At 71.6% G+C, this 24556-nt stretch carries 18 protein-coding genes; 15 read left to right on the top strand and 3 right to left on the bottom strand.

Going from position 1 to position 24556, the window contains the following annotated elements:
* Positions 1-19: 19 nt before the first annotated feature.
* The gene (locus tag HNR40_RS29880) at positions 20-781 is read left to right on the top strand and encodes an SDR family NAD(P)-dependent oxidoreductase (protein WP_184967130.1); all 762 of its coding nucleotides are present in this window, start codon (positions 20-22) and stop codon (positions 779-781) included.
* 1 nt (position 782) lies between these two features.
* Here the strand turns inward: HNR40_RS29880 and HNR40_RS29875 are convergent, their stop codons facing one another.
* A complete protein-coding gene (locus tag HNR40_RS29875) occupies positions 783-1406 on the bottom strand; it encodes a MerR family transcriptional regulator (RefSeq protein WP_184967129.1) in 624 nt (207 codons plus the stop codon).
* A gap of 16 nt (positions 1407-1422) precedes the next feature.
* Positions 1423-2262, bottom strand: coding sequence for a LysR family transcriptional regulator (locus tag HNR40_RS29870; protein ID WP_184967128.1), 840 nt, complete (start codon positions 2260-2262; stop codon positions 1423-1425).
* 255 nt (positions 2263-2517) lie between these two features.
* Here HNR40_RS29870 and HNR40_RS29865 point away from each other — a divergent pair, with 255 nt between their 5' ends.
* Genes HNR40_RS29865 through HNR40_RS29855 form a run of 3 tightly spaced genes read left to right on the top strand, consistent with a single transcriptional unit; the run spans position 2518 to position 4958 of the window.
* On the top strand, positions 2518-3549 hold the full coding sequence (locus HNR40_RS29865) for a beta-ketoacyl-[acyl-carrier-protein] synthase family protein (protein WP_184967360.1): 1032 nt from the start codon (positions 2518-2520) through the stop codon (positions 3547-3549).
* Positions 3550-3588: 39 nt separating this feature from the next.
* Complete coding sequence (locus HNR40_RS29860) at positions 3589-4119, top strand: RNA polymerase sigma factor (protein ID WP_184967127.1); 531 nt, start codon at positions 3589-3591, stop codon at positions 4117-4119.
* Positions 4116-4958 carry a hypothetical protein gene (locus HNR40_RS29855; RefSeq protein WP_184967126.1) on the top strand — a complete coding sequence of 281 codons (843 nt, stop codon included), beginning with the start codon at positions 4116-4118 and terminating at the stop codon, positions 4956-4958. The genes HNR40_RS29860 and HNR40_RS29855 overlap by 4 nt, the downstream gene beginning before the upstream one ends.
* On the opposite strand, the gene HNR40_RS29850 is transcribed toward HNR40_RS29855, so the two are convergent.
* Positions 4948-5889, bottom strand: coding sequence for an N-acetylglucosamine kinase (locus HNR40_RS29850; RefSeq protein ID WP_184967125.1), 942 nt, complete (start codon positions 5887-5889; stop codon positions 4948-4950). The two genes, HNR40_RS29855 and HNR40_RS29850, sit on opposite strands and share 11 nt — an antisense overlap.
* Before the next feature lie 79 nt (positions 5890-5968).
* Between HNR40_RS29850 and HNR40_RS29845 the strand changes: the two genes are divergently transcribed.
* The 11 genes from HNR40_RS29845 (at position 5969) to HNR40_RS29795 (ending at position 24538) form a co-directional block, all read left to right on the top strand.
* A complete protein-coding gene (locus HNR40_RS29845; RefSeq protein WP_184967124.1) occupies positions 5969-6838 on the top strand; it encodes a MurR/RpiR family transcriptional regulator in 870 nt (289 codons plus the stop codon).
* Complete coding sequence (locus tag HNR40_RS29840; RefSeq protein ID WP_184967123.1) at positions 6839-7573, top strand: sugar isomerase domain-containing protein; 735 nt, start codon at positions 6839-6841, stop codon at positions 7571-7573.
* Between the two features lie 12 nt (positions 7574-7585).
* Positions 7586-8959, top strand: a complete 1374-nt coding sequence (gene ngcE, locus HNR40_RS29835) for an N-acetylglucosamine/diacetylchitobiose ABC transporter substrate-binding protein (protein ID WP_184967121.1) — start codon at positions 7586-7588, stop codon at positions 8957-8959.
* A gap of 1 nt (position 8960) precedes the next feature.
* Positions 8961-9899, top strand: coding sequence for a carbohydrate ABC transporter permease (locus HNR40_RS29830; RefSeq protein WP_184967119.1), 939 nt, complete (start codon positions 8961-8963; stop codon positions 9897-9899).
* Positions 9899-10816, top strand: a complete 918-nt coding sequence (locus tag HNR40_RS29825; protein WP_184967117.1) for a carbohydrate ABC transporter permease — start codon at positions 9899-9901, stop codon at positions 10814-10816. Before HNR40_RS29830 ends, HNR40_RS29825 begins: the two co-directional genes overlap by 1 nt.
* Before the next feature lie 17 nt (positions 10817-10833).
* Positions 10834-11391 (top strand): GNAT family N-acetyltransferase, encoded by a 558-nt coding sequence (locus HNR40_RS29820; protein ID WP_184967115.1) that lies wholly within the window; start codon positions 10834-10836, stop codon positions 11389-11391.
* Positions 11388-12263 (top strand): SseB family protein, encoded by an 876-nt coding sequence (locus HNR40_RS29815; protein ID WP_184967113.1) that lies wholly within the window; start codon positions 11388-11390, stop codon positions 12261-12263. The genes HNR40_RS29820 and HNR40_RS29815 overlap by 4 nt, the downstream gene beginning before the upstream one ends.
* Positions 12260-12643 carry a UCP033725 family protein gene (locus tag HNR40_RS29810; RefSeq protein WP_184967111.1) on the top strand — a complete coding sequence of 128 codons (384 nt, stop codon included), beginning with the start codon at positions 12260-12262 and terminating at the stop codon, positions 12641-12643. Before HNR40_RS29815 ends, HNR40_RS29810 begins: the two co-directional genes overlap by 4 nt.
* An 88-nt stretch (positions 12644-12731) precedes the next feature.
* Positions 12732-13136 (top strand): YbaB/EbfC family nucleoid-associated protein, encoded by a 405-nt coding sequence (locus tag HNR40_RS29805; protein ID WP_184967109.1) that lies wholly within the window; start codon positions 12732-12734, stop codon positions 13134-13136.
* A complete protein-coding gene (locus HNR40_RS29800) occupies positions 13133-13483 on the top strand; it encodes a hypothetical protein (protein WP_184967107.1) in 351 nt (116 codons plus the stop codon). The genes HNR40_RS29805 and HNR40_RS29800 overlap by 4 nt, the downstream gene beginning before the upstream one ends.
* 27 nt (positions 13484-13510) lie before the next feature.
* On the top strand, positions 13511-24538 hold the full coding sequence (locus HNR40_RS29795) for a WXG100-like domain-containing protein (RefSeq protein ID WP_184967105.1): 11028 nt from the start codon (positions 13511-13513) through the stop codon (positions 24536-24538).
* Positions 24539-24556 lie beyond the last annotated feature (18 nt).

The raw sequence follows: 24556 nt of genomic DNA, 5'->3' as shown, positions 1-24556 counted from the left end.
TCGGCTTATAGTCGCCCCTATGGATCTCGGCATCGCGGGCAAGGTAGCACTGGTCACCGGCGGCAGCGCGGGCATCGGCCTGGCCTCGGCCAAGTCTCTGGCCAGGGAGGGCGCCAACGTCTGCGTGAGCGCGCGCAACCCCGAGCGCCTCGCGGACGCGGTGGTCGAGCTTCAGGAGTTCGGCGGCGTGGTGCACGCCGTCCTCGCCGACGTGGAGGACCCGGCGGCGGCGGCGCGGGTGGTGGCCGAGACCCGCGACGTCCTCGGGCCCGTGGACATCCTGGTGGCCAACGCGGGCGGCCCGCCCGCCGGCCGCTTCGTGGACATGGGCCTGGCCGAGTGGGACGTGGCCATCCAGCGCAACCTCCTCGGCACCGTCCGCCTGATCCACGCCGTGCTGCCCGAGATGCGCACGCGCCGCTGGGGCCGGATCGTCACGATCACCAGCCGCTCGGTCCGCGAGGCGCTCGACGGCCTGGCCCTGTCGAACGCCACCCGGTCGGCGGTCGCGGGCGTCGTACGGACCCTGGCCAGGGAAGTGGCCGCGGAAGGCGTCCTGATCAACAACGTGCTGCCGGGCTCGGTCGACACCGACCGCCTGCGGGAGCTGTCCGGCAGCGCCGAGAACCTCGCCGCCCGTGCCGCCGCCACGCCGATGGGCCGCATCGGCCGCCCGGAGGAGATCGGCGACGTGGTGGCGTTCCTGGCGGGCGAACCGGCCTCCTTCGTCACCGGCGCCTCGCTCCTGGTGGACGGCGGCGAGACCCACGTGATCGCCTGAGTCAGCGGGCCAGGCGGCGGGCCGACTCCGACTCCTGGGCCAGGCGCCTCAGGGCGTCGAACGCCTTGCCGTACAGGACGGTGCCGAGCACCAGCGCCTCCACGGCGGCGTCGCGCGGCCCGTCGAACGGGATGGTCGCCATCTCGACCTCGCGCACGAGCCGGTCGGCCGCCTCGGCGTAGGGGGCGAGGTCGGGTGTCATGCCCAGGCTGCGCATCCTGAGGAGGATCTCGGCCAGCTCGGCCCTCGGCGGCGCGTCGGGGAGCACCTGCCAGCCGTGCCCGGCCACCACCCGGTCCACCTCCGCGCGGGCCGCCTCCAGCTCGTCGCCTGGCTCGGCGGGGGCGACCTCGGGCGCGAGGGCGTAGTGGGCGGTGCCGAGCATGGTGTGGACGGGCAGGCTCTCGTCGTCGACCGCCTCGATGATCTTCTTGATCGAGGCGACGGGGAGCTTGCCGACCTCCAGCAGAGCGCGGATCAGGCGGAGCCGGCGCAGGTGCGTGTCGTCGTAGTCGGCGCGCGTGGCCGAGCGCTGCTCACCCGGGTGGAGCAGGCCTTCACGCAGGTAGTACTTGACCGTCGGCAGGGCGACACCGGACTCGGCGCTCAGCTCTGAGATGCGCATCGGTAGACCATAACGTCTAACCGGAGCGTGCGAGCTGACGGGCCGCGGTGACGAGGTCGTGCACCTCTGCCTGGCGATTCCACAGGAAGACGACCTCGATGGGCGGCACCGGCTCGGCGATCGGCACGAACGCCAGCGCCTCCGGCACCGGCGTCCCCTTGCGTACGCAGAGGGTGTAGCCGGCGCCGGATTCGACCAGGTTCACCGCCAGGTCGTGGGTGGCGGCGGCCGGGCCGAGGCGGGGGTGGAGCCGGTGGCGGACGAAGCCGGACAGGAAGCGGCCGCCGTCCGACTCGGGCATGACGAGCGGCTCGGCGGCCAGGGCGGCCAGCGGCAGCGCGTCCTGGGCGGCCAGAGGGTGCTCGCGGGGGAGCAGGGCGTGAACGGCGGCGCGCTGGATGAGCGTGCGGGCCACGCCGCGCGGCAGCGTGCCGGGGGCGTAGCCGAGCCCGGCCTGCAGGCTGCCGTCGGTGATCGAGACGATCTGCTCCGCGGTGCTCATGGGCGCCACGCGCAGCCGGGGCCCGCCGGGCAGGTGCGACAGCAGCCGCGCCTGCACGTCGCCGAGCCCGTCGGCCACGCCGATGCGCAGCGCCTGTCCCTTGCCTCGGGCGGCGGCCACGGCGCGTTCGAAGGCGTCGACGGCGACGGTGGCCTGGGCCAGGAACACCTCGCCCGCCTCGGTGAGCCGCACGCCGCTGGACGAGCGGGTGAACAACTCCGCGCCGATCTCCCTCTCCAGCGCCTTGAGCTGCTCGGAGAGGGTGGGCTGGGCGATGTGCAGCACGCCGGCGGCGCGGCGCAGACTGCCCGCACGTGCGATCGCGATGGCGTAACGCACTTGGCGCAGATCCATCCAACACCCCTCTTATCGGCTTTCATCATCGGCCTTTCATCGGATCGAGTCCCGGTTTCGTGTCGGTGACTTTTCGCGAGCATCCGGTAACCGAGCAAGCGCTTGCCTAACAACGGGCTCCGGGCTAGCGTGACGACTGTCGTCGCCCGCCGGGACGGATCGCGCCCCGGCCCGGTGGGCGGCCAGCGAGAAGATCGAGAAGGGAGCCGGGACGTGCAGCCCTTCTCCGGCCGGGCGGCCGTCGCGGGCGTGGGGATGACCGCGCTCACCAGGGCCTCGGGCCGCAGCGAGCTGGATCTGGCCGTCGAGGCCGTCCGGGCCGCCTGTCGCGATGCCGGGATGGAGCCCGCCGAGGTCGACGCCCTGCTCAGCTACCACATGAACGACTCCGTCCCGGTGGTCCAGGTCGCCAGGGCTTTGGGGATCGAGCGGCTGGGCTGGCACAACGACATCGCGGGCGGCGGCACCCAGGCCGCCTCCATCCTGGGCGACGCCGCGATGCTGATCCACTGCGGTATGGCACGAAATATCGTGATCTATCGGGCGTTGAACGGCCGCTCGGGGAAGCGGCTCAACGTCGCCTCCACCGGCCCCCAGGAAGAGCTCACCCGCCGGTACGGCATGGCCGGCCCCATCCCCCTGTTCGCCCTTGCCGCCACCCGCTACCTCCACGACACCGGCCTGACCGAGGAGCATCTGCACGCCGTCGTCGCCCAGTCGCGCGACAACGCCGCCGGCAACCCGCGTGCCCTCCGCCGCGAACCCCTGACCTGGGATGACTACCAGGCCAAGCCGTACGTGTGCACGCCGTTGCGCACCGCCGACTGCTGCCAGGAGACCGACGGGGCCTGCGCCCTGGTCGTCAGCGGCGTGCTCACCGGCCCGCGGATCCACACGGTGGTGCGCGGCGGCGGCCCGGGATGCTCGGCCATGGACAGTGCCCCCGACGTCAGCGCGATCTTCTCCGGGCACGTCGCCCCGATGTTGTGGCGGGCCTCGGGGATGAAGCCGGCCGACGTGGACGCCGCGCTGCTCTACGACGCCTACTCGTGGCTGGTGCCGAGGCAACTGGCCGACTTCGGGCTGGCCGAGGATCTGGACGGCTACCTGCTGGAGCGCCGCCACGCCTGGGTGAACCGGCACGGCGGCCTGCTCTCGGAGGGGTACGTGCACGGGCTCAACAACGTGGCGCAAGCCGTACGGGAGCTGCGGGAGGACCGTGAGGTCGCGCTGGTGACGGGCTTCGGCGGCTCCTACGGCAGCGCCGCCCTCCTCACCGCGCCATAAATCCTGAAATGCTCGGGGCCTCCCCGACATGGACATGATGTGAGCACCCAAGCCGAAAGGTTCGCCGAGATCTACGCGGCGACCTACGAACAGATCCTCGGCTACGCCATGCGCCGCTGCGAGATCCCCGAGGACGCGGCGGACATCGTGGCCGAGACCTACGCGACCGCCTGGCGGCGCGCCGACCGGCTGCCGGACGGCGACGAGGCGCGCCTGTGGCTGTACGGCGTCGCCCGCAACACCCTCGCCAACCACCGCCGAGGCCAGCTCCGCAGGCAGCAGCGCAGCGCCGAGCTGAACGTCGACCTCGCCGACCTCTACTCCCGCACCCCGGACAGCTCGGTCGAGCTGGGCGCCATCGCCCGCACCTTCCGCGAGCTGAACGACGACGACCGCGAGCTGCTCTCGCTGGTCGCCTGGGAAGGGCTCGACCACGCCCAGATCGCCACGGTCCTGGGCGTCTCCCGCAACGCGGTCCGCATCCGGCTGCACCGCGCCCGCAAGCGGTTCTCCCGTGCCCTGTCCAAGGCCGGAGTGACCGCCCACAACCTCGCAATGGAGTCAGCATGAACGAGTTGCGGCAGCTCGCCAGGGTGGGCGACGAGGATCTGGCGGGTCAGGCGTCCGGCGCGGGGGCGCGGGCACTGCTGGCCTCGATCATCGCGGAGGAGCCGGTGAAGGAGCCGCGGCGCCGGCCGTGGAAGCGCCTGGCCACGGCGGGCGTGGTCACCGCCGCGCTGGCGGCCGCGGTCGTGCTCGGCCCGAGCATCCTCAACACCCCCGGCAGCGCCACCTCCTACGCCAACGCGGCCATGGACATCAAGCTCGAGAACGGCATGTGGGTCGCCAGGATCAAGGACCCGTTCGCCGACCCGGCCAAGTACGAGGAGGCCTTCCACGCCGTCGGCCTTGAGGTGAAGCTGCAGCTCGAACCCGCCTCGCCGCGCAAGGTGGGGGAGATCTTCCAGTTCGGCACGGGCGGCGACGTCGGCGAGCAGACCACCATCGGCTTCGACAGCGACCCCAAGGACTGCAAGATCACCGACCCGGAGTGCACGCTGGTGCTCACGCTCTCGCAGAACGCGTCCGGAGCGTGGATCAAGGCCGGCCGCCCGGCCAAGCCGGACGAGCCCTACTCCAACAGCAGCCAGGCCACGCAGAAGGACGGCTCGCTGGCGGGCTACGAGGTCGAGGACAAGCAGGTGAGCGAGGTCGTCGCAGAGGTCGAGCGGCGCGGGCTCAAGGTTGTCTACCAGATCGTCGAGCCCCAGCCCGACGGCGGGCACGGCATGAACCCGAATGCCCAGTCAGCGCCGGTGGGCCAGGACTGGTGGGTCTGGGACGCCGAGGAAGCCCAGCTCGGCGTGGTCCGCCTCCTCGTCAGCAAGGAGCACGTGATCAGGAAGTAGCCACGAACCTCTCGTGCAGCTCGACGGCCCGTGACCCGAGCAGGTCGCGGGCCGCCAGCCACGCCGCCGCCCCCGCCGCGTCCCGCGCCGTGCGCACGGGCGTGTCACCCAGCAGTTCCCGTACGGCCTGCCGCACCGGCCCCGGATTGGTGAGCACGCTGCCGGCCAGCACCACGGGCCCGGTCGTGTGCAGGCGGCGCACGGTGGCCACCAGCTGCCCGGCCGCCTCGCGGGCGATCTTCACGGCCATCGGATCGCCCGCCGAGGCGGCCTGGCTGACCAGGGCCGCCAGCGCGGCCAGGCACATGTGGTCGGCCTGCGCGAGCCGTACGATCCGGTCGGCCGTGGCGCGCGGGGTCGCGCCGCGCTCGGCGCCGAGGAAGTGGGTGAGGACCAGTTCCGACAGCTCTCCGGCGGGCTCGCCGCGGTCGAGGCCCTGCACGACGGCCTTCGCGGCGGCGCGGCCGATCCAGAAGCCCGAGCCCGCGTCGCCCAGCAGCCAGCCGAGCCCGTCGGCGATGACCGCCTGGCGATAGCCGGAGATCCGGGCGGCGATCGCCCCGGTTCCGGACAGCAGCAAGGAGCCGTCGGCGGCGGGTGATCCGGCCACGTAGGCGATGGCCACGTCGCCGAACATCTCGGGCGCCTTGGGGATGCCGTGCTCGGCCCAGAGCCGGGCGAGCTCGACGTCCATGATGTCCTGCTTGCCGGCGATGCCCGCCAGCGAGCCGGCCACCGCGCTGGCGTCCGCCGAGGCCAGCGCCTCGCGCAGGGCGGCGGCGATGTTGGCGACCGCCTTCTCGGCGCCGTGTGCGGTGGGGTTGCCCGCACCCGCCCGCGCGTAGCCGACACGCTCGCCGTCGAGCGTGTGGACGGCGACGCGGGTGGAGGTCGCGCCGGCGTCCACGCCGACGACCAACGAATGAGTCACGGTCCGATTTTGGGTCTTGACTCGACCGAGAAGCAAGAATAATTTTCGCCGGAAGACCGAGTATTCGGAAGGAATATTCGTGACTTCAGGGGCCCTTGGGCGTGTTGAGACAGAACTGCCGGGATTGCCGGAAGCGCTGCGCCGCGTCGGCGAGGTGATTCTGGGCGACCCGGCCGAAGCCGCGAGGTCCACCATCATCGCGCTGGCCGAACGGGCGGGCAGCTCGCCCGCGACCGTGACCAGGTTCTGCCGGGCCTTCGGCTTCTCCGGCTACGCCGAACTGCGCGTGGCCCTGGCCACCGAGACCGGCAGGGCCGCGCAGGCCGGCTGGGGCGCGGGCGTCGGCCACGAGATCGGGCCCGACGACCCGCTCGACACGGCCATCGAGGTCATGGCCGCCGCCGACACCCGGCTCATCCAGGACACCGCGGCCCAGCTCAACCTCGACACCGTCGCCCGGGTGGCCGACGCGATCGTCGCCGCCCGCCGTGTCCTCCTGGTCGGCGTCTCCACCAGCGGTAACGTGGCGACGATGTTCGAAGGCAGGTTACGCCGCATCGGGATACCGGGCTGGAGCGCGTGCGACGCGCACGTGGCGCTGTCGGACGCGGCCCTGCTCGCCCCGGGCGACGTCGCGGTCGGCATCAGCCACCGCGGGCGCACCCGCGAGGTGATGGAGGCGCTGGTCGAGGCATCCGGCCACGGCGCGCTGACGGTCGCGGTCACCTCCTTCGCCCGTTCGCCGCTGGCCGACCTGGCCGACCTGGTGCTCACCACGGCCAGCAGGGAGACCACGTTCAGGCTCGGCGGGCTGGCCGCCGTCCACTCGCAGCTCTTCGTCCTGGACGCCGTCTACGTCGCCGTCGCCCAGCGCACCTACGAACGCACCAACGAGGCCTTCGAGCGGACGATCAGCGCGGTCGAGAGCCACCGAGTCGAGAGAGGCTGAATGTCGTACGCAACACAAGTCCTGGACCTGGCCAAGTCCGTGATCTCCCGCCAGGAGCACCAGGTGCGCCAGGCGGCCAGGCTCATCGTCACTTCGCTGCGCGGCGGCGGCGTCGTCAACGCGTTCGGATCCGGCCACTCCGAGGCCATCGCGATGGAGATCGCCGGACGGGCCGGCGGCCTCGTGCCCAGCAACCGCCTCAGCCTCCGCGACCTCGTCCTGTACGGCGGGCAGCCCGTCAGCGTGCTCACCAGTGAACTGGAGCGCGACCCGAAGGCCGCCCAGCAGATCTACGACCTGGCCCCCGTCGAACCGCAGGACGTGTTCGTCCTGATCTCCAGCTCCGGCGTCAACGGCACCGTCGTCGAGCTGGCCAGGATCGTCAAGGAACGCGGGCACACGCTGATCGCCCTCACCTCGGTCGAGCACAGCGGCGCCATGCCCTCCAGGCACCCGTCCGGGCGCAAGCTGCTCGACCTGGCCGACGTCGTGCTCGACAACGGCTCGCCGTACGGCGACGCCATCCTCGAACTGCCCGGCGGCGGCACCTACGGCGCCGTCTCGACGGTCACCTCGGCGCTGCTCGCGCAGATGGTCGTCACCACCGCGGTCGAGGAACTGGTCGCGCTCGGCGAGACGCCCCCTGTCTACCTGTCGGTCAACGTGACCGGCGGGGACGAACACAACAAGGCACTGGAGAGCCGCTACGCAGGTCGCATCAGACGCGGAGCATAAGGAGTCATAGCAATGTCTGACACCCCCCATCTTTCCCGGCGCCAGCTCTTGCGCAGCGCCGCCCTCGTTCCCGTCGCCGGGGCCCTGGCCGCGTGCGCCACCCCGGCGCCCCAGACGCCCGCGAGCACCGCGCCGGGCGCCGCGAAGGCGCTGGAGGTCTGGATCTTCGACGGCGGCTTCGGGCACAAGTACGCCACCGACATCCACCAGCCGTTGTTCAAGACCAAATATCCCGATGTGGCGATCAAGCACAACTTCACCAAGGAGATCACGAAGGTTCTGCAGCCGCGCTTCGCCGGCGGCAACCCGCCCGACGTGATCGACAACTCCGGCGCCAACGCCATGGACTTCGGCGCCCTGGCCCAGGACGGGCAGCTGCAGGACCTGACCCCGCTGCTGGACATGGAGAGCTGGGACGACCCGGCGGTCAAGGTACGCGACACGCTCGACCCGGCCGTGATCGAGATCGGCACCTACGACGGCAAGTTCTCGGTCGTCGGCTACGTGAACTACATCTACGGCATCTGGTACTCGATGAAGGCGTTCAAGGACAACGGCTGGCAGCCGCCGAAGACCTGGGACGACTTCATCAAGCTGTGCGAGACGATCAAGAAGTCCGGCAAGATGGCGCCCTTCACCTACGCCGGAAAGCACCCCGGCTACGCCCTCGACCCCATCCTCGTCACGGCCGCGAAGATCGGCGGCAAGGAGATCCTGCTCAACCTCGACAACCTGGAGGACGGCGCCTGGAAGGCCGAGGCGCTCAAGGAGTCGGCCACCCGCTGGGCCGAGATCGGCGCCAAGTACCTCATGGAGGGCACCGCCGGACTCGACCACGTGCAGACCCAGACCGCGCAGAACAAGTACCAGGTCGCGATGCTGCCCTCCGGGTCCTGGCTGGAGAACGAGCAGCGCACCACCACCCCGCCCGGCTTCGACTACGCGATGTTCCCCGTCCCCGACGTCACCGGCTCCGACAAGCTCCCGCACGGCGCGCTGCACACGCAGCCGGGCGAGAACTTCATCGTCCCGGCGAAGGCGGCCAACGCCAAGGGCGGCATGGAGTACCTGCGGGCCATGCTGTCGAAGAAGGCCGCGGGTGAGTTCAGCCAGCTCGTCTCCACCGTGCCCACCGTCAAGGGCGCCGGAGAGGGCATGCAGCTGTCGACCGGCGTCAAGAGCGCCTCCGACGCCTATGCCGCCGCCGGGGAGAACACCGTCTACTTCCGGTGGAACGCCTGGTATCTGCAGCTCAAGGACGAGAGCGCCGCCGCCACCGGCGAGCTCATGAGCGGGCGGCTCACGCCGGACAAGTTCCTGGAGCGCATGCAGAAGAAGGCCGACGAGATCAAGGGCGACTCCTCCATCAAGAAATTCAAGCGCTGACATGGGAGTTCCGGCCGCAGCGGTGCCGTCGTGGTTTCAGCGGCACCGCCGTACCCTCTTCATCTGCTCTTTTCTCGTCGCGCCCGTGGTGCTCTACCTGGTCTATGTGATCTCGCCCTACATCCAGGCTTTCCAGATCTCGCTGACCGACTGGCGGGGCGTGTCCGGCACGCCGAACTTCATCGGGCTGGACAACTACCGGCGGCTCTTCGACGACAGCGTCTTCTGGAAGGCGGTCACGCACAACGCGGCGCTGCTGGTGCTGCTGCCGGTCGTGACGATCGTCATCGCGCTGTTCTTCGCCTTCCTGCTCAACGTGGGCGGCGCCAAGGGCACCAGCGGGATCGCCGGCTCCGGCTTCTACCGGGTGGTGTTCTTCTTCCCGCAGGTGCTCGCCGTGGCCGTGGTCGCGGTGCTGTTCCAGCAGGTGTTCAGGCCCGACGGCAGCGGCATGCTGAACGGCCCGCTGATGGCGCTCGGCGTCAAGCCGATCGGCTTCCTGTCCGATCCCGGGATCGCCTTCTGGTCGGTGCTCGGCGTCATGGTCTGGCAGGCGGTCGGCTTCTACGTCGTGCTGTTCTCGGCCGGGCTCGCCTCGATCCCGAACGACATGTTCGAGGCCGCGCAGATCGACGGCGCCGGGCGGATCAGCCTGTTCTTCCGCATCACGCTGCCGCTGCTGTGGGACACCGTCCAGGTGGCCTGGGTGTATCTGGGCGTCCTGGCGCTCGACGTGTTCGCCATCGTCTGGGTCATGACCGACCAGCACGGCGGCCCCGACTTCTCCACGACCGTGATGGCCGCAGAGATCTACCGCAACGCCTTCCAGTACTTCAGGTTCGGCTACGCCTCAGCGCTCGGCGTCATCATGTTCTTCTTCACCGTCGGCTTCGCGATCCTGTCGCTGCGGCTGTCCCGGCGTGAACGAATCGAGTACTAATGACAACGCTGATCTCGTGGACGGTCGCGAACTCCCGCAAGATCGCCCGGAGGGAGCGCAAGCGGCAGCTCGGCCCGCTGTCCGTGCTGACCCACCTGGCGCTGCTCATCTGGACCGTCCTCGTCGTGGTGCCGATCCTGTGGACCTTCCTCGCCTCGGTGAAGAGCGAGGACGAGATCTTCGGCGACGCCTGGTCCGTTCCGGCCTCCCTGCGCTGGGACAACTTCGCCCGCGCCTGGGAACAGGCCAACATCGGGCAGTACATGCTCAACAGCGTCGTCGTCGTCTCGTTCAGCACGTTCGGCACGATGCTGATCGGCTCGATGGGCGCGTACGTGCTGGCGCGCTACCCCTTCAAGGGCAACCGGGCCCTCTACCTGATGTTCGTGTCCGGCCTGGCCTTCCCGGTCTACCTCGCCCTGACGCCGCTGTTCTTCGTCGTGCAGAACATGGGCAACGTGCCGCTGGTCGGCCCATTCATCGGCCTCAACACCCATGCGGGGCTGGTGCTGGTCTACATCGCGTACTCGATGCCCTTCACGATCTTCTTCCTGGCCGCCTTCTTCCGCACGCTGCCGACCGCGGTGGCCGAAGCGGCCATGGTGGACGGCGCCTCGCACACGAGGGTCTTCTTCCAGATCATGATGCCGATGGCCAGACCCGGGCTCATCAGCATCACGATCTTCAACGTGCTGGGCCAGTGGAACCAGTACCAGCTGCCCCTGGTGCTGCTGCAGGAGCGCGACAAGTGGGTGCTCACCCAGGGCATCGCCGACATCTCCACCGCCGCGGGCTACGACCAGGACTGGGCCGCCCTCTTCGCCGCCCTGACCCTGGCCATCCTGCCCATGCTCGTCGTGTACACGATCTTCCAGCGCCAGATCCAGTCGGGGCTGACGACGGGCGCGCTCAAATAGCGGGGATCATGGGGTGCATGACTTCGGCATGGACGGGTGAGCGCGTACGGCTGCGCGCCATCGAGCCCGAGGATTGGGCGGCGTTCAAGGAGTTCGACGAGAACTCCGAGGACCAGAGCAACGGCGACCGGCTCTTCCCGCCGCGCTCGGCGGAACGGGCCAGGCAGTGGGCCAAGGAACTGGCCGAGAAGGACCAGGATCCCGACACCCTGCGCCTGGTGATCGCCGAGCGGGCCGGCGGGCAGCCGGTCGGCACCGTCAGCACCCACGCCGTGGACCCCCACCACGGCACCTTCGAGTACGGCGTCGCCGTCGGCCGCGCCCACCAGCGCCACGGCTACGCCGCCGAGGCCGTCGTCATCCTGCTCAGGTACATGTTCGGCGAGCGCCGCTACCAGAAGTGCGACGCCACCGTCTACGCCTCCAACGCGGGCTCGCTGGCGCTGCACCGGCATCTGGGCTTCACCGAGGAGGGCCGCCGCCGCAGGGGCCGCTTCCACCAGGGGCGCTACGACGACATCGTGCTGTTCGGGATCACCGCCGAGGAGTTCGGCGAGCGGCACGGGCTCGGATGACGGAGGGGGAGGAGTCTTTCGACGAACGGCTCGGGGCGGCGTTCGCCGAGGGGCGTACCGCGCTCTGCCTGAGCCTGCTGAAGGACGCCGACCTGGCGTTGCCGATGTCGCGGGCGGCCTTCGAAGGCACCGAGCCGATCGTGTGGCCGACCGCCGAGGCGGACGGGCGTACGTGGGTGCTGGCCTACACCTCTCCCGAGGCCATGGCCATCGGGTTCGGCCAGATCACCGAGCACTTCCGCGTCGTCTCCATGGTCGAACTGGCCGCGGGCTGGCCGGATCCGCACTGGGGGCTGGCGATCAACCCCGGCCTGCCGGTCGCCTTCAACCTGGAGTCGGGCACCGTCGCCAGGCTCGCCGTGCCCACGCTCGTCCAGGACCTGGCGCTCGCGCCGGAGTCCGGCGTGCCGGTGGTGCAGAAGCTCCTGCGCGCGAGCGAGATCCACGCCCTGCTGACCGGCGGCGAACCCAGGGTCTCCGGCTACTGTCACCACGCCCTCGACGTCTCGCACATCGCCACGCCCGCCGTGCTGGCCGACGCGCTCGCGCAGCCGGACTTCCTCACCTCTGACGGCTCGCTCAACCTGCTGCGCTGGCGGCCGGTCGGCCTGGAGATGTACCGCACGCCGTACGGGGGGACCGACGAGGCGCGGCGCGAGGCGGTGGCCGGGTGGGTCGTCGAGGAGCCGCCCTTCGTCGGGCTCGGCCTGGTGCCCAACCGCGACCAGGTGATCCGCGAATACAAGGTGTACGGCGTCGCACTCACCCACGGCGCCGAGATCTGGGAGCTGACCAGCGCCGGAACCGAGATCCGGCGCGCGGTCTACCACGGCGACGTGCGCCGCTGGTTCGCGGTCGGGCGGGCCACGTGAGCGGCTACCGGGCGCGCTGGCGCGGCGCCGACTATCCCGCCAGCCCCGACGCCACCGCCCTGGAGGTCTGGGTACGGCTGCGCCGCGACGAGCCCGCCGAGGGGTTCACCGAGGTCGAGCCGGGCTGCCACGTCAGGATCGTGCCCGTGGCCGAGTGCGAGGGCCTGTGGGCGGTGTTCACCGTGTGCGCGTGGGGCGGGCGGGAGTTCCTGGTCAGCGACGAGCGGGAGGACGCGTTGCTGCTGGAGTACCTGGGCGGCTCGACCCCGGAGGCCGTGGCCCTGGGGATGGAACGTGCCGAGCGCGGCGTCTACCGGCGCTGGGTCCCCCGTGCGGAAACCGGCGAGCCAACCGAACAGGCACTCGACATCCACCCGTGACAGTGTCGGAATTTTTCGCCCGATCTTGTCGAATGGTGTTCATGTGTCGGAAACTACCTCTTAACACGTGTGTGCCCAGGGAGGTGAGATGGACTCTTCCGAGGACAGGGACGCCGCGGGACTGCAGGCGTACGCCGACGAGCTCCGCACGACGTTCATGCGGCTCCAGAGCGAGGGAACCGAGCTCCACGCCAAGGCCAGGGCCCTGCAGGTCACGGAGAAGTCGCGCGACGGGCTCGTCAACGCCACCGTGGGCTCGCGCGGCGAGCTGATCAGGCTCGACCTCGACCCGCGCATCTACCGGCACCCCGACGCCAGGACCCTCGCCGACACCATCACCGAGACCGTCCAGCGGGCCGGGGAGAAGGTCCGCGAGCAGCTCCTGGAGCTCTTCTCGCCGCTGATCCCCGCCGAGCAGATGCAGGCGCATCTCGACGGCGACCTCGAAACCGTGATGGCCCAGTTGGCCGACCAGATGGGCGGGCGTCGATGAGCCGCGACGAATATGGCATCGAGATCTACAAGCCCGTCGCCTACGAGGGCATCGGCCAGTGGTCCACGATGGCCGGCGACATGGAGCGGGAGGTCGCCAAGCTGGCCGCCGAGGTGCGGGCCTGCCTCGCCACCTCGCCCTGGGGCGACGGCCTGGAGGGCAAGGCCTTCTGGCAGAAGCACTGCCGCGACGACGGTCCGTACAAGCTGGTCTACCGCTTCGTCGACCTGCCCAACCAGTTACGCGACGCGGGGGACCGGGCCCGGAAGGTCGTCGACAACGTACGCACGACCGACACCGGGATGGGCCAGGAGATGCTGGCCCGCGCACAGATCAAAGAAGTCTGACACTGAGGAGCGGATGACGGGGACGGCGTGACGACGACCAGCGGCGGGCAGCCCGGCACCGGTTCGGAGGTGCTGGGGGCGGGCGGCGGGCGGCCACAGGGCTGGGCGCTCATCGACAGAGACGTACGGCCCGCGTGGGAGAACTCCACGCTCCCCGAATGGGTCAACGTCTGGCTGATCCCCATGCTCTCGGGCGGCCAGAAGTGGCCCCAGGCCAGTGAACACGCGCTGTCCAAGCTCGCCCAGTCCTACGCCGCGCTAGGCGTCGGCGCCACGGCCCAGCTCGACGACGCCGGCCGGGCCGCCAGGAAGATCGTCTCCGGGTGCGCCACCCCCTCCATGTACGGATTTGTCGGGCGGGCCCGGGAGTTGTGCGGGCCGCAGGCCGGCATGGTCGGCGTCGCCCGCGACGCCGAGGCCCGCTCGCTGGAGGCCGGCAACTTCGCCGTCGAGACCCAGTACTCCAAGCTCTCCGTCAACGTCGCCTTCTGGGTCACGGTCGTCGCCATCGCCGTCGCCCTGTTCGTGGCGTTCTTCACCGCCGGCTCCTCCGCGCCGCTCGTCGGCCCCTTCGCCACCGCCGCGCGCGCCGCCATCACCCGCATCCTGTCCAGGCTCGCCGCCATGGCCGGGCGCGAGGTCGGCGCGGCCGGCCTGGCCCGCCTCACCGTGCTCAGCGGCGCCACCGGCCGCGCCGCGCTGCTGCGGCTGCTGTCCACGCCGCTCGGCAAGGAACTCATCGAGGAGATCGGCGAAGAGACCTTCATCGACGCCATGGCCCAGTGGCAGCAGATGAAGATGGGCACGCGCACCGAGTGGGACTGGAAGAAGACGTTCGCCTCCGCCGTCGGCGCGGGCGTGGGCGCCGGGGTAGGCATGTGGCTGACCAGGCCCATCTCCCGGGTCACCCGCCACGTGCCCGGCTTCGGCGGACGGGCGCTGACCACCGGCGTCACCAACGCCTTCGCCTCGCCGCTGGGCAGCCTGGCCGCCAACACGATCGTCTACCAGCAGCCGCCGGGCAACCCGTTCACCGCGGAGGCCATGCTGGGGGCGTTCATGGGCGGCGTGGGCCGTACCGGGACGATCAGCCCCTTCAACCCCGACGTCTTCACCGCGGTGACCCACCCGCTGTCCTCGCTGGCCTCGGCCAACGACCTGGCCAACGCCGCCGACCAGGCCCGCTCGGGCGACACGCCCCCGCCGTCCTCACCTCCGCCGAGCACCAGCGGCGGCCCCGGCGGCAACCAGCCCGGCGGCCCGGTGCCGACCGGCGGCCAGAACACCGCCCCCGGCACCGGCGGCCAGAACACCCCGAACACCCCCGGCGGGTCCGGCCGCACCGGCCAGAGCGGCCAGAACCCGCAACAGCCGGGCCCCGACCCCGCCACGCGCACCGGCCGCAACACCACCACCCAGCCCGCCCCGAACACCCCCCAGCCCGACCCCAACGCGGCACCCGCCCCCGACCCCAACGCGCCCCAGACCCCGAACGCGCCCCAACCCCAGCCCCCCAGCACGCCACAGCCCCCCAGCACGCCGCAAAACCCGACCGCGAACACGGGATCCGGCCAGAACCAGGCCCAGCCCCCCGCCCCCGACCCCAACGCCACCCCAGCGGCCCCGGACCCCAACGCCGCACCCGCCCCAGACCCGAACGCCGCCCCTGCGGCCCCGGATCCCAACGCCCCAGCGGCTCCGGATCCCAACGCCGCGCCCGCTCCGGCCTCCAACGCCCCTGCGGCTCCGGACCCCAACGCCGCCCCTGCCGCTCCGGATCCCAACGCCCCAGCGGCTCCAGACCCGAACGCCGCGCCCGCTCCGGCCTCCAACGCCCCTGCCGCTCCGGACCCCAACGCCGCCCCGGCTCCCGACCCCGGAGCGACCCAGACCGCCACCTCGGGCCCGGACCCCGCCGCCCAGCAGGCGCCCGGCACCACCCCGGACCCCGCCCTCGCCCCGCAGCCCGGCCAGCCGCAAACCCCGGTCCCCGCCCCGGTCCCAGGCCAGGGCACCACCCAGCAGACCGCCCAGAGCGGCGCCCAGACGGGCAACCAGACGGGCAACCAGACCGCGGCCGCCACCCCCACGGCCGCCCAGAAGCGGAACGCCAAGCTCGCCGCCAAGCAGGCGATCGACGAGGCCCTGCTCCACCTGGCTCCGGAAGGCCTCTGGCTCCAGGACGGCAGCGTGCTGCTGGCCGACGGCGGCCGGGCCGTACAACTGTCGGCTGACGTGCTCGCCGAGGCCGCGCAGTCGCTGGAGCAGAACGCCAAGGACGGCGCGCGCGAGGACCGCCTGCGCGCGCAGGCGGCGGCGTGGCTCGGCGCGGAGATGGCGCGGGCGACCGGGCGGCCGGAGGCGGAGGGCGCGCTCGACGCGCTGGCCCGCCTCGCCCAGCGCTCCCCGCAGAGCAGGCAGGCCGCGACCGAGGTGACCCACGCGGTGCTCGCCGCCAACCCCGGCTCTCGCACGAGCACCCTCGCCGAGGAGAACCCGGCGCGCGACCTCGGGCTGCGCCCCGAGTACCACCAGTCGGCCGCCGCCGAACTGACCAGGCGGGTCAAGGCGCTCGCCAACCCCCAGGCCACCACTCCCGCCCCGCGCACCACCCCGAGGACCCCGGCCGCCGCGCCGCGCGGCCGCCGCCGTCCCCGCACGTCGCGGGCGGTCCCGGGGACGCCGTTCGCCGCCGACACCCGCCCGACCCCGCTCAACGACCTCGCCGACCCCGAGGTCAAGACGCTGATCACGCGCAACGAGGTGAAGCCCGGCGACTTCGGCGGTGAGGTCCGCTCGGTCGTGTGGTCGGACTCCGGCCCGCAGATCCAGGTCACGACCGAGGGCCAGGGCACCCAGCACTTCGAGGTGCGCTACGAGCGGCCGGGCCTGGACACGCACGGCAACGTCACGGTCGGCGCCGGCACCGCCGCCGACCCCCACGTGGTACGGCTGTCGCCCCGCCTGGACCCCGGCCTGGTCTCCACGACGCTGGTCCACGAGATCACCCACGCGCTGCAGGACCTGGCCGCGCCCCCGAGGCAGGGCATGATCAGGAACGCGCTGGGCAGGCTGACCGGGCGTACCCAGGACGCGTGTGTCGCGGCCCGCTACAACGAGCACCGCCACCTGGCCAGGCGCTACCTGGAGACGAACGACCCGGCGAAGCAGCGCGACCTGCTCGACCTGCTCCAGGTGATCGCCGACGACCTGGAGCGGCGCGGCGCGAGCGCGCCGGTGTCCCCGACGGTCTCCGGCGACCAGGGCGTGCGCCCACCGCCGCCGCCGGCCCCTGAGACTCCAACGGCCGCCGCCGCCAAGCTCGCCCAGGACCAGGCCGACGCCCTGACGCACGCGGTCGCCGGGCTGGACGCGCGGATCGCCGAACACGCGGAAACCGCCAAGAAGGCGAAGGAAGCCGCCACCACGGCCAGGCTGGACGCCCAGAAGGCGAGGAAGCAGCGCGACAAGTTCGCCACCGAGCGCGCGCGCAAGGCAGAGGCGGAGGCGAAGAAGCAGCAGGAGATCCAGCGCCGCCACCAGCGCATCATCCGCGCCTACGCCGACGCGCGGCGGGCCGCCCAGGCGGCTCAGGAGGGCTACGCGAAGCTGGCCACCGACCTGGATTGGCTGAAGACCGCCACCCCCAGCGTCGTGGCCGCCCTCGCGGACGGGTTGGCCAACACGGAGGCGGAGGCCAAGACCCTGCTCGACGCCTACGACACGGCCCTGCGCAAGGCGGTGCCCGACCGGGAGATCCTGCCGAACGCGATGGCGACCGGCAGGCTGCCGCACATCACGAGGCTGACCGAGCGCCTCAACGCCGCGATGCGCGCCCAGGGGGTCGACCAGACGTTCACCCCCGACCAGCTCCAAAGGGTGCTGAAGGCGCACTTCCGGCGGCTGGTGACGGAGGAGGGCGCGGTCCTGCGGGTCGGCGTCCACCACCAGGGCGAGCTCCGGATCAGGCTGTCCACGAGCGAGCTGGTCGAGGTTCTCGGGCACGCGGCGAAGGCCTCCGAGATGATGATCGGCCGCCTGCCGCAGGGCGGGCTGGCGGTCGCGGCGGCGATGGCCCGCGTGCACGTGCTCAAGGCCGGGGCGAAGGCCAAGCGCCTGCTGCCGTTGGTCCAGCTCCTGGACGAGGGCAATTTCTTCAGGGGATTCCTCGAGGGAGTGATCAGGGACTTCGGGCCCGGCGCCGACGTCAGCCACGCCCGCACCCGGTCGGTGAACGGCAGCTCCAGCGACTACGTGGTCGGCGGCGCGGTCGAGGACAACCGGGGCGAGTCCACGCTGTTCGCCGCCGAGGCCGAGTGGCAGATCGACATCCGCACAACCCAGAAGGACGGCTGGCGGAGCGTCGAGGCGGTGAACACCGGGACCAGGAGTGACGCCAAGGACGTCCGCATGTGGGTGGGGATGGCGCACACCGACCGCTCCGACGGCACGTTCGAGCGGATGTCGGAGCTGGAGGCCAGGTTCCCCGGCGCGGTGTCCAACCTGACCGAGGACTTCCCCCCGCACCTGCTCCTCGCGATGAGCGGCACCCAGAAGATGTTCGAGGACGCGGTGTCGGCGCTGGGCAGCGACGCCGAGATCGGCACCGACGTACGCCACCAGCTGCGCACCTTCCTGTACGAGAAGTGGCACAGCCAGATGGCCAAGTCCATCAACTCCGGCGTGCTGGGGAAGATCACCAAGAACGGCCGGCCGTACGCCCGCCTCGAAGTGGTCACGACGCCCGTGTACGGCGACGCCCGCAGGGTCGGCGTCTCCACCGACGAGCGTTGGAAGGAGGACCTGGGCGTCGCGGTGACCAACGCGAACGGCGGCCAGTCGTTCGGGTTCTCCGTCAACGGCGACGTCAGCTCGGAGCACGCGTTCACCCAACTCGGCCAGGAGGTCGAGGAGCTCCTGGACACCGCCGCCGAGGGCAAGTGGAGCGCCGGAGCCGGCCACGGCCGGTCCAGGTCGGAAGGGGTGAGCGCGGGCGGCACCGCGTTCAAGCCCGTGGTGGACCGCAGTATGGAGCACCAGCAGAACGTCATCATCGGCTACAAGGCCGAGCTGCGGATCACGCTGGAGAGCGGCACGTCGCCGGACCCGATCGAGACCGAGGGCAAGCTCCACATGGTCGTGGCGGAGTCGGCCGCGGCCCGCGCGGACCTGCCCTTCGACCCCGCCGCCGTGCTGTACGGCCCGGACGGCACCCCGCGCCGCGACAGCAAGGGCCGCATCCTCCTGCGCGACGACCCCGAGGAACTGACCAATCCGAACGAGAGGAAGAAGAAGGAGGAGGCCCGGTCGATCTGGCAGGGAAACCAGCGGCACCAGCTTCCCGACGCGGTGTTCGCCCTGGTCACGGAGGTGGAGAACCTTCCGGCGGTGGTGCGGGACACGCTCAAGGGACTGCGCGAGGCCGGCCTGCTGCCCAAGATCGCCAACGGCCGGCCCGTGTTCCCGCTGGACGACCCGCTCAAGGCGGCCTCCCAGTTCGACAACCTGGTCGAGGTGGCGGACCAGCTGTCCGACCTTCGCATCAGGACCGGCCTCAACCAGGCGATCCAGCAGAACATCCACTTCGACCTGACGCTCAACAGCCGCTTCCACGCCACGGAGCACGTCACCGTGGAGGTGGACCTCAGCGCGGACCTCGACACCACCGAAGTCGTGGCCACCACCGACAAGAGGGCGGAAGCGCTCCTCAACATCGGCTCCAACACCGGCGTCGCCTCAGAGGGACACGGACGGTCCACCGGCGTCAACGGCGGAGTGAACGCGGGCCACAGCCCCGGAGAGAACACCGAGGGCGCCAAGTACGGCGCCAGGACCGGCGGCGGCGCCGGGGTCAGCAAGAACAGCGGCTCCAGCATGGGCGACACCGGCAACGACGTGACGCTCATCGAGACCACGACGGAGATGGCCGTCACCGAGACCAAGGGACGGGCCAAGGTCTTCCTGCATCGGGAGGGCAAGGAGCCGAAGGAGCTGTCCAACCGAGCCGTGGTCATCCACATGATGACGCCGATCGACCTCCTGCTCGACCGCGACCGCCCGCCGGGGGAGTGGCAGACGATCCCCGCGGACCTGCTCGACCAGGCCACGCTGCTCCACGTCGACACGCGCGGCTTCCTGGACGCGGCCAGGAGGCTCCTGCCCCGGCTGATGGGCCGGGGCTCGCCCGCCTTCCACCACATCGCCGCCTTCCTCGGGGTGCACAACGTCTCGGCGCACCCGTTCAGGAAGTCGCCCTACATGACGCGCTTCGCCGTACGGGGGCAGGGGCGGTTCGGTCCGGCGCACGGGCAGCTCAAGCTCGACTGGAACATGGGCCAGATGCAGTTCCTGACGTCGAGCCCGCTCGTGATCGGCGACATCTTCCTGCAACTGTTCAGCCAGGGCACCTCCCTGGGCACCTCCTCCAACGTCGGCGTCAACGGCGGCGGCAACTACGGCCACCAGGAGGAGGACAACGGCAACTTCGGCGGCAGCACCGGCACGAACGGCTCCTGGAACCAGGGCCACAACACCTCCCGGCTGCTGATCTGGGGACGCGAGCGGCTGACCATCGACATCGGCCAGCAGTACCTCTTCCGCGCATCGGTGGACTTCCCCATGTCCGCCTTCGACCCCGGCGACCTGTCCGGCATCAGGACCGTGACCGTGGACGACCGGACCGTGCTGTTCTCGGTGCCGGAGGAGGTCGTCCTGCGGATGTACGCGCAGGGCGACATGCAGGTGCCCCTGCACCAGGTGGCCGACGCCGTGGAGCGCTTCCTCGACGGAAACCTGGAACTCGACCGTACGGTCGCCGTCCCGCTGGCCAAGCGCTACCTCATGGCGCTGCGGGCGCACAAGGCCACGGGCGACCCGGAGATCCCGCTGTCCGACCGGCACACGCCGCAGGCCCTGCTCGACGCGCTGGCCAAACTGCCCGGCATGGCGCCGATGAAGGACGCGCCCGAGGGCTCGCGCATGACCAAGGCGAGTGAGCTGGCAGCGAAGGTGCGCAAGGTGATCCTGCCCGATCACATCGCCACCCGGATGGGCATGACCAAGTTCGACAGCACCACGTTCACGAACAACGGCGAGCGGACCGAGGTCTTCGACGCGGTCCTCGACGCCATCGAGGAGGTGGCGCCCGGTTCGCTGCTCGGCGACCCGGCCGTCCTGGACAAGCTGGACGGCTCGCTGTCCGGCAAGCGCTGGCGCGGGAAGATCGACAACATGCTCGGCCGCGGCCACAAGGACTCGTTCACGATGCGGGTCGGCTCGACGGGCAGGACCGAGCGGTTCACCGTCAAGATCAGGATGGAGCTGGACCCGGACTCCGCCGAGGACCTGGGCCCGACGAAGACCAAGGTGCCCCTCGACCAGGACTACACCTACGAGGAGGAGGGCGTCACCGAGTCGGTCGGCCGCAGTCTGGGCACGGAGCTCGGGGGCGCCGACGCGGAGACCTCGGGCGGCCAGGACGCCTCCGCCTCCACCGACAGGAACCGCTCCCGCTCGGGCTCCTACTCCCAGCAGGAGACGTCGGTGGAGCGCTACGGCGGCCCCGCCGACATGCACCGGGTCAGGCAGACGGGCACGCTGGTCATCGAGGTGGAGCGCAGGCCCGTGCGCAAGCGCTTCTGGAACTTCAGGTCGGGCACGCGCCGCCTGGTCGACCAGACACTCCATCCCGGACGGCCCGCCGAGACGAAGGTCGTGCTCGACGTGGAGATGGTCCGCCTCATCGAGTCCGACGAGATCATTCCGGCGGAGAACGCTCCGGCCGCCCCGGCCACACAGGCGCAGACCGACCCGCGGCAGATCATCAGGCTGCCGGTCACGACGAAGACCGAGACGGTGGTCACCGACGGCTCGATCACCCAGAACCTCGCGGCCGCGCTGCGCGCCGGTGGCCGCTTCAGCAAGCGCGCCATGCTCGAGCGAATGAACGAGCTTGAGGCGCTGGTCAACGACCTTGCGCTGACGACCCTGTTCGACCGCATGGCGGGCCAGGGCGGGCTGACCAACGGGCGCCTGAACGGGCCCACGGGCTCCGGCCTCGCCTTCGACATCGGCCTCAGCGCGCGGCCGCACGTGAACGCGGTCGTCGTCGGCCCCCTCGACGCGCGCGAACTCGGCCGCATCCACCGCGTTCAGCGGATGGCCAGCGCGTCCACGGGCCGCAGCAGGCTGCTGCCGGTCAGCAGGAGCGTCGGCGCCGCCGATGACAGCACGACGCTGAAGGGCGGCTACAACGTCGGCGACCAGGCCAGCGACCGCGTCACCACGTCCATGGGCAACCGCGACGAGGCCACCGACCACCAGCGCGGCACGATGCTCAAGGTCGAGTTCCACGTCGCCTACGACGGGACGCTGACCCAGATCACCCGGACCCCGCGCGGGCGCGAGACCCGCTCCACCCCCGACTTCCTCCCCAACGTGGGCACGGCCACCGTGGTCGTCGCCATGTTCGAGGGCGAGTTCGAGCAGATGATGGCCGACGTCGAGGCGGGCATTCCGCTCGGGGCGGGCTGGGCCTTCACCCCGCCCTCGCTGAACCACGGCACCCTGCTCCTGGAGGGGGCCGCCACGGCGGCCGACCCGCTCGCCCCGCTGGTCGAGGCCCGGCGCAAGGCGTTCGAGGAGCGGGTTCCGGTCCACCTCACGGTGACCGAGCACGACGGCACGGTGCGCGGCTACCTGTTCGGACCGGACGGCACCGTCCGCAGCGACGAGCGGGACCTCGGGTTCGCCGAGGCGTTCGGCACCGTGCCGGAACTCCTCGTCCAGCTCTCCCGCGACCACAACCTGGACCTGCGCCACCTCTTCCACACCTCGCCCGTGGAAGGCTCGCTGTCGGACAAGATCCGGGCCGAGCTGGACAACCGCAAGATCTCGTACGCGGCCCCCGCCCCGGCGTTCCCGCCCGCCTCCGCGACGCCGGCGGCCTCTCCCGGCACGCCCGCGGCGGGCAGCGCCAGCCAGGCCTCGCCCGGCTCGTCCGCCCCGACCCCGGGGCCGTCCGCCCCCGGCCCGTCCGCGCCGTCGCCCGCCCTGCCCGGCTCGCCGTTCGCCGTCGACGCGCGCCCGGCCTCCATGCCCGACCTGGACCATGACGAGCTGGCCGCCATCCAGCTCACGCCGGGCTCCTTCGGCGGCGCCGTCACCACCCTGAGCTGGATGGCCGACGGCACGACCATGGAGATCGTCACGCCGACGCACGGCCTCCTCTACGTGCGCTTCACCATCGGCGACCCCGGCGCCGCCGACAACGCCAGGATCTCCACCGGGACCAACCAGGACGATCCCCTCGTGGTCGTGCTCCGGCCGAGGCTGCACCCGTACGCCGTGGAGTCCACGCTGGTGCACGAGGTCAGCCACGCCCTGCAGGAGGAGGCGGCCAACCAGGAGGGCCGGAGCCAGGGCGTGGTCCGCACGTTCCTGCCCGGCCAGCAGGTGCGCGAGGGGCAGGACCACTGCCTGACCCCGCGGCTCAACGAGCACGCCCACCTGTCCGGCCTGTGGAACCGGGCCACCGACGCGGTGGCCCAGCTCAACCTGGCCCAGGCGATCGAGGCGATCGCCGCCGACATCGAGTCCAGGGGTCACCCGGCGCCGCCACCGCCGTGGGGCGACGGCCCGCGCGTGAAGACCGTGCCGCGCCAGGGCTCGATCGCCGACCTGCTCAACACGGGCGCCGGCCCGGTGGTCGACTCCGCGACCGCGATCGGCGCGCTCGACACCTCGCCGGCCGCGCTGGACCGCCTGGCCGACGCCGCCGGCGTCACCTCGATCACCCCGGCGGGGCCGGGCCGCTTCACCGTCGAGTGGCCGGGCGGCAGCCTGGAGCTGCTCGTCTCCAAGTCCGCCGCCCCGCCCGGCCAGGTGGACGTCTACCCCCAGCTCGGCCGGCCGGGCCAGCTCGTCCTGGAGGTCTCCGCGCTCAACGCCGCCGAGGTCCTGCTCAAGACGGCCACGCAGATCGCCCGGCAGAGCGCCGGACTGCCTCCGGGCGGCATCATGAACGACGGCACGCTCCCGGCTGGCCCGGCGATCGGCGCCGACGACGTCCCCGCGCTCGTGCGGGTCAGGACCGCGGTCCGGGCGCTCGCCGACGCCCCCAAGCCGATGCGCGCCCAGCGCGAGAACGAGCTGAGCGAGGCCGCCGCCCAGGCCGGGCTCAACGTCGGCGGTATCGAGGCGCGCACCCGCATGATCCTGGCCGCGCGGGCCGGACAGCTCGCGCCCGTCCACGTCAACGCGTTGTACTCGGTCTTCGGCCAGCGGGCCATCCCGCCCGTGCGGGCCGCCGCCGCTGCCGTCGCGCGCGCCGCCGAACAGGCCGGCGCCGAGATCAGGGTGTACGGCGACGCCCTCCTCGACCTCGTCGTCCCGGGGCAGCGGCCGGTCGCCGTCGAGCTGTCGTCACACCGGGCCACCCGCGGCGAACCGCTCACCGTGACCGTCCACCGGGGCGTCGCCCGCTACCAGGTGGCCGCGCTCGGCTCGTTCGGCGCCATCGAGCGGAACGCCGCCGGAGAGGCGGCCGCCATGATCAGCGCGCTGCAGGGCGTGCCCGCGGGCGCCGGCATGCTCAGGCGCAACCCGCCCGCCGACCCGGCCACCGCCCCCACCACGCTGACCGTGGAGGACCACAAGGCGATCGCCCGGCTGCGGGAGGCGGTGCGCCAGGTCGACGCGGCCACGCCGTACCAGAGACCGGCGCGGTTGCGTGTGCTGGTGGAGACGGCCGCCGCGTTCGGCGTGGGCGACAACCCGCACCTGCGCGGCCATCTGCCGTCCGACCTTGCTGACGCCCTGGCCAGGCTCGTGGACGGACGCGGGCGCGTCGACGAGCCCGTCGCCTTCCGCCAGTCGATCCGCGAGCTCCTGGACGGCCGCACGCCGCCGACCGACCGGGCCGAGCGGGCCCGCCAGCTCGCCAACACCACCGGCTACTTCCCCTACGAGTGCCTCTGCCCGGACGACGAGCCGTGCGTCTGCGGGCACCGCGCGATCAGGTTCCCGGTCCGGCGTGAGCCGGCGGATGCGTCATGATGGGGGCGGACGAAGGGA

This window comes from Nonomuraea endophytica (genome assembly GCF_014203235.1).
GTDB classification, from domain to species: domain Bacteria; phylum Actinomycetota; class Actinomycetes; order Streptosporangiales; family Streptosporangiaceae; genus Nonomuraea; species Nonomuraea endophytica.
Note: the sequence above shows the minus strand (reverse complement) of the source record. Positions and strands in the feature narration are given on the sequence as shown.

Bases quoted from the DNA above. Each gene is read 5' to 3' on its own strand.
- HNR40_RS29815 (WP_184967113.1), top strand. From the start codon at position 11,388: ATGACGGAGGGGGAGGAGTCTTTCGACGAACGGCTCGGGGCGGCGTTC.
- HNR40_RS29855 (WP_184967126.1), top strand. From the start codon at position 4,116: ATGAACGAGTTGCGGCAGCTCGCCAGGGTGGGCGACGAGGATCTGGCG.
- HNR40_RS29875 (WP_184967129.1), bottom strand. From the start codon at position 1,406: ATGCGCATCTCAGAGCTGAGCGCCGAGTCCGGTGTCGCCCTGCCGACG.
- HNR40_RS29840 (WP_184967123.1), top strand. From the start codon at position 6,839: ATGTCGTACGCAACACAAGTCCTGGACCTGGCCAAGTCCGTGATCTCC.
- HNR40_RS29800 (WP_184967107.1), top strand. From the start codon at position 13,133: ATGAGCCGCGACGAATATGGCATCGAGATCTACAAGCCCGTCGCCTAC.
- HNR40_RS29805 (WP_184967109.1), top strand. From the start codon at position 12,732: ATGGACTCTTCCGAGGACAGGGACGCCGCGGGACTGCAGGCGTACGCC.
- HNR40_RS29820 (WP_184967115.1), top strand. From the start codon at position 10,834: ATGACTTCGGCATGGACGGGTGAGCGCGTACGGCTGCGCGCCATCGAG.
- HNR40_RS29865 (WP_184967360.1), top strand. From the start codon at position 2,518: ATGACCGCGCTCACCAGGGCCTCGGGCCGCAGCGAGCTGGATCTGGCC.
- HNR40_RS29825 (WP_184967117.1), top strand. From the start codon at position 9,899: ATGACAACGCTGATCTCGTGGACGGTCGCGAACTCCCGCAAGATCGCC.
- HNR40_RS29830 (WP_184967119.1), top strand. From the start codon at position 8,961: ATGGGAGTTCCGGCCGCAGCGGTGCCGTCGTGGTTTCAGCGGCACCGC.
- HNR40_RS29870 (WP_184967128.1), bottom strand. From the start codon at position 2,262: ATGGATCTGCGCCAAGTGCGTTACGCCATCGCGATCGCACGTGCGGGC.
- ngcE (WP_184967121.1), top strand. From the start codon at position 7,586: ATGTCTGACACCCCCCATCTTTCCCGGCGCCAGCTCTTGCGCAGCGCC.
- HNR40_RS29880 (WP_184967130.1), top strand. From the start codon at position 20: ATGGATCTCGGCATCGCGGGCAAGGTAGCACTGGTCACCGGCGGCAGC.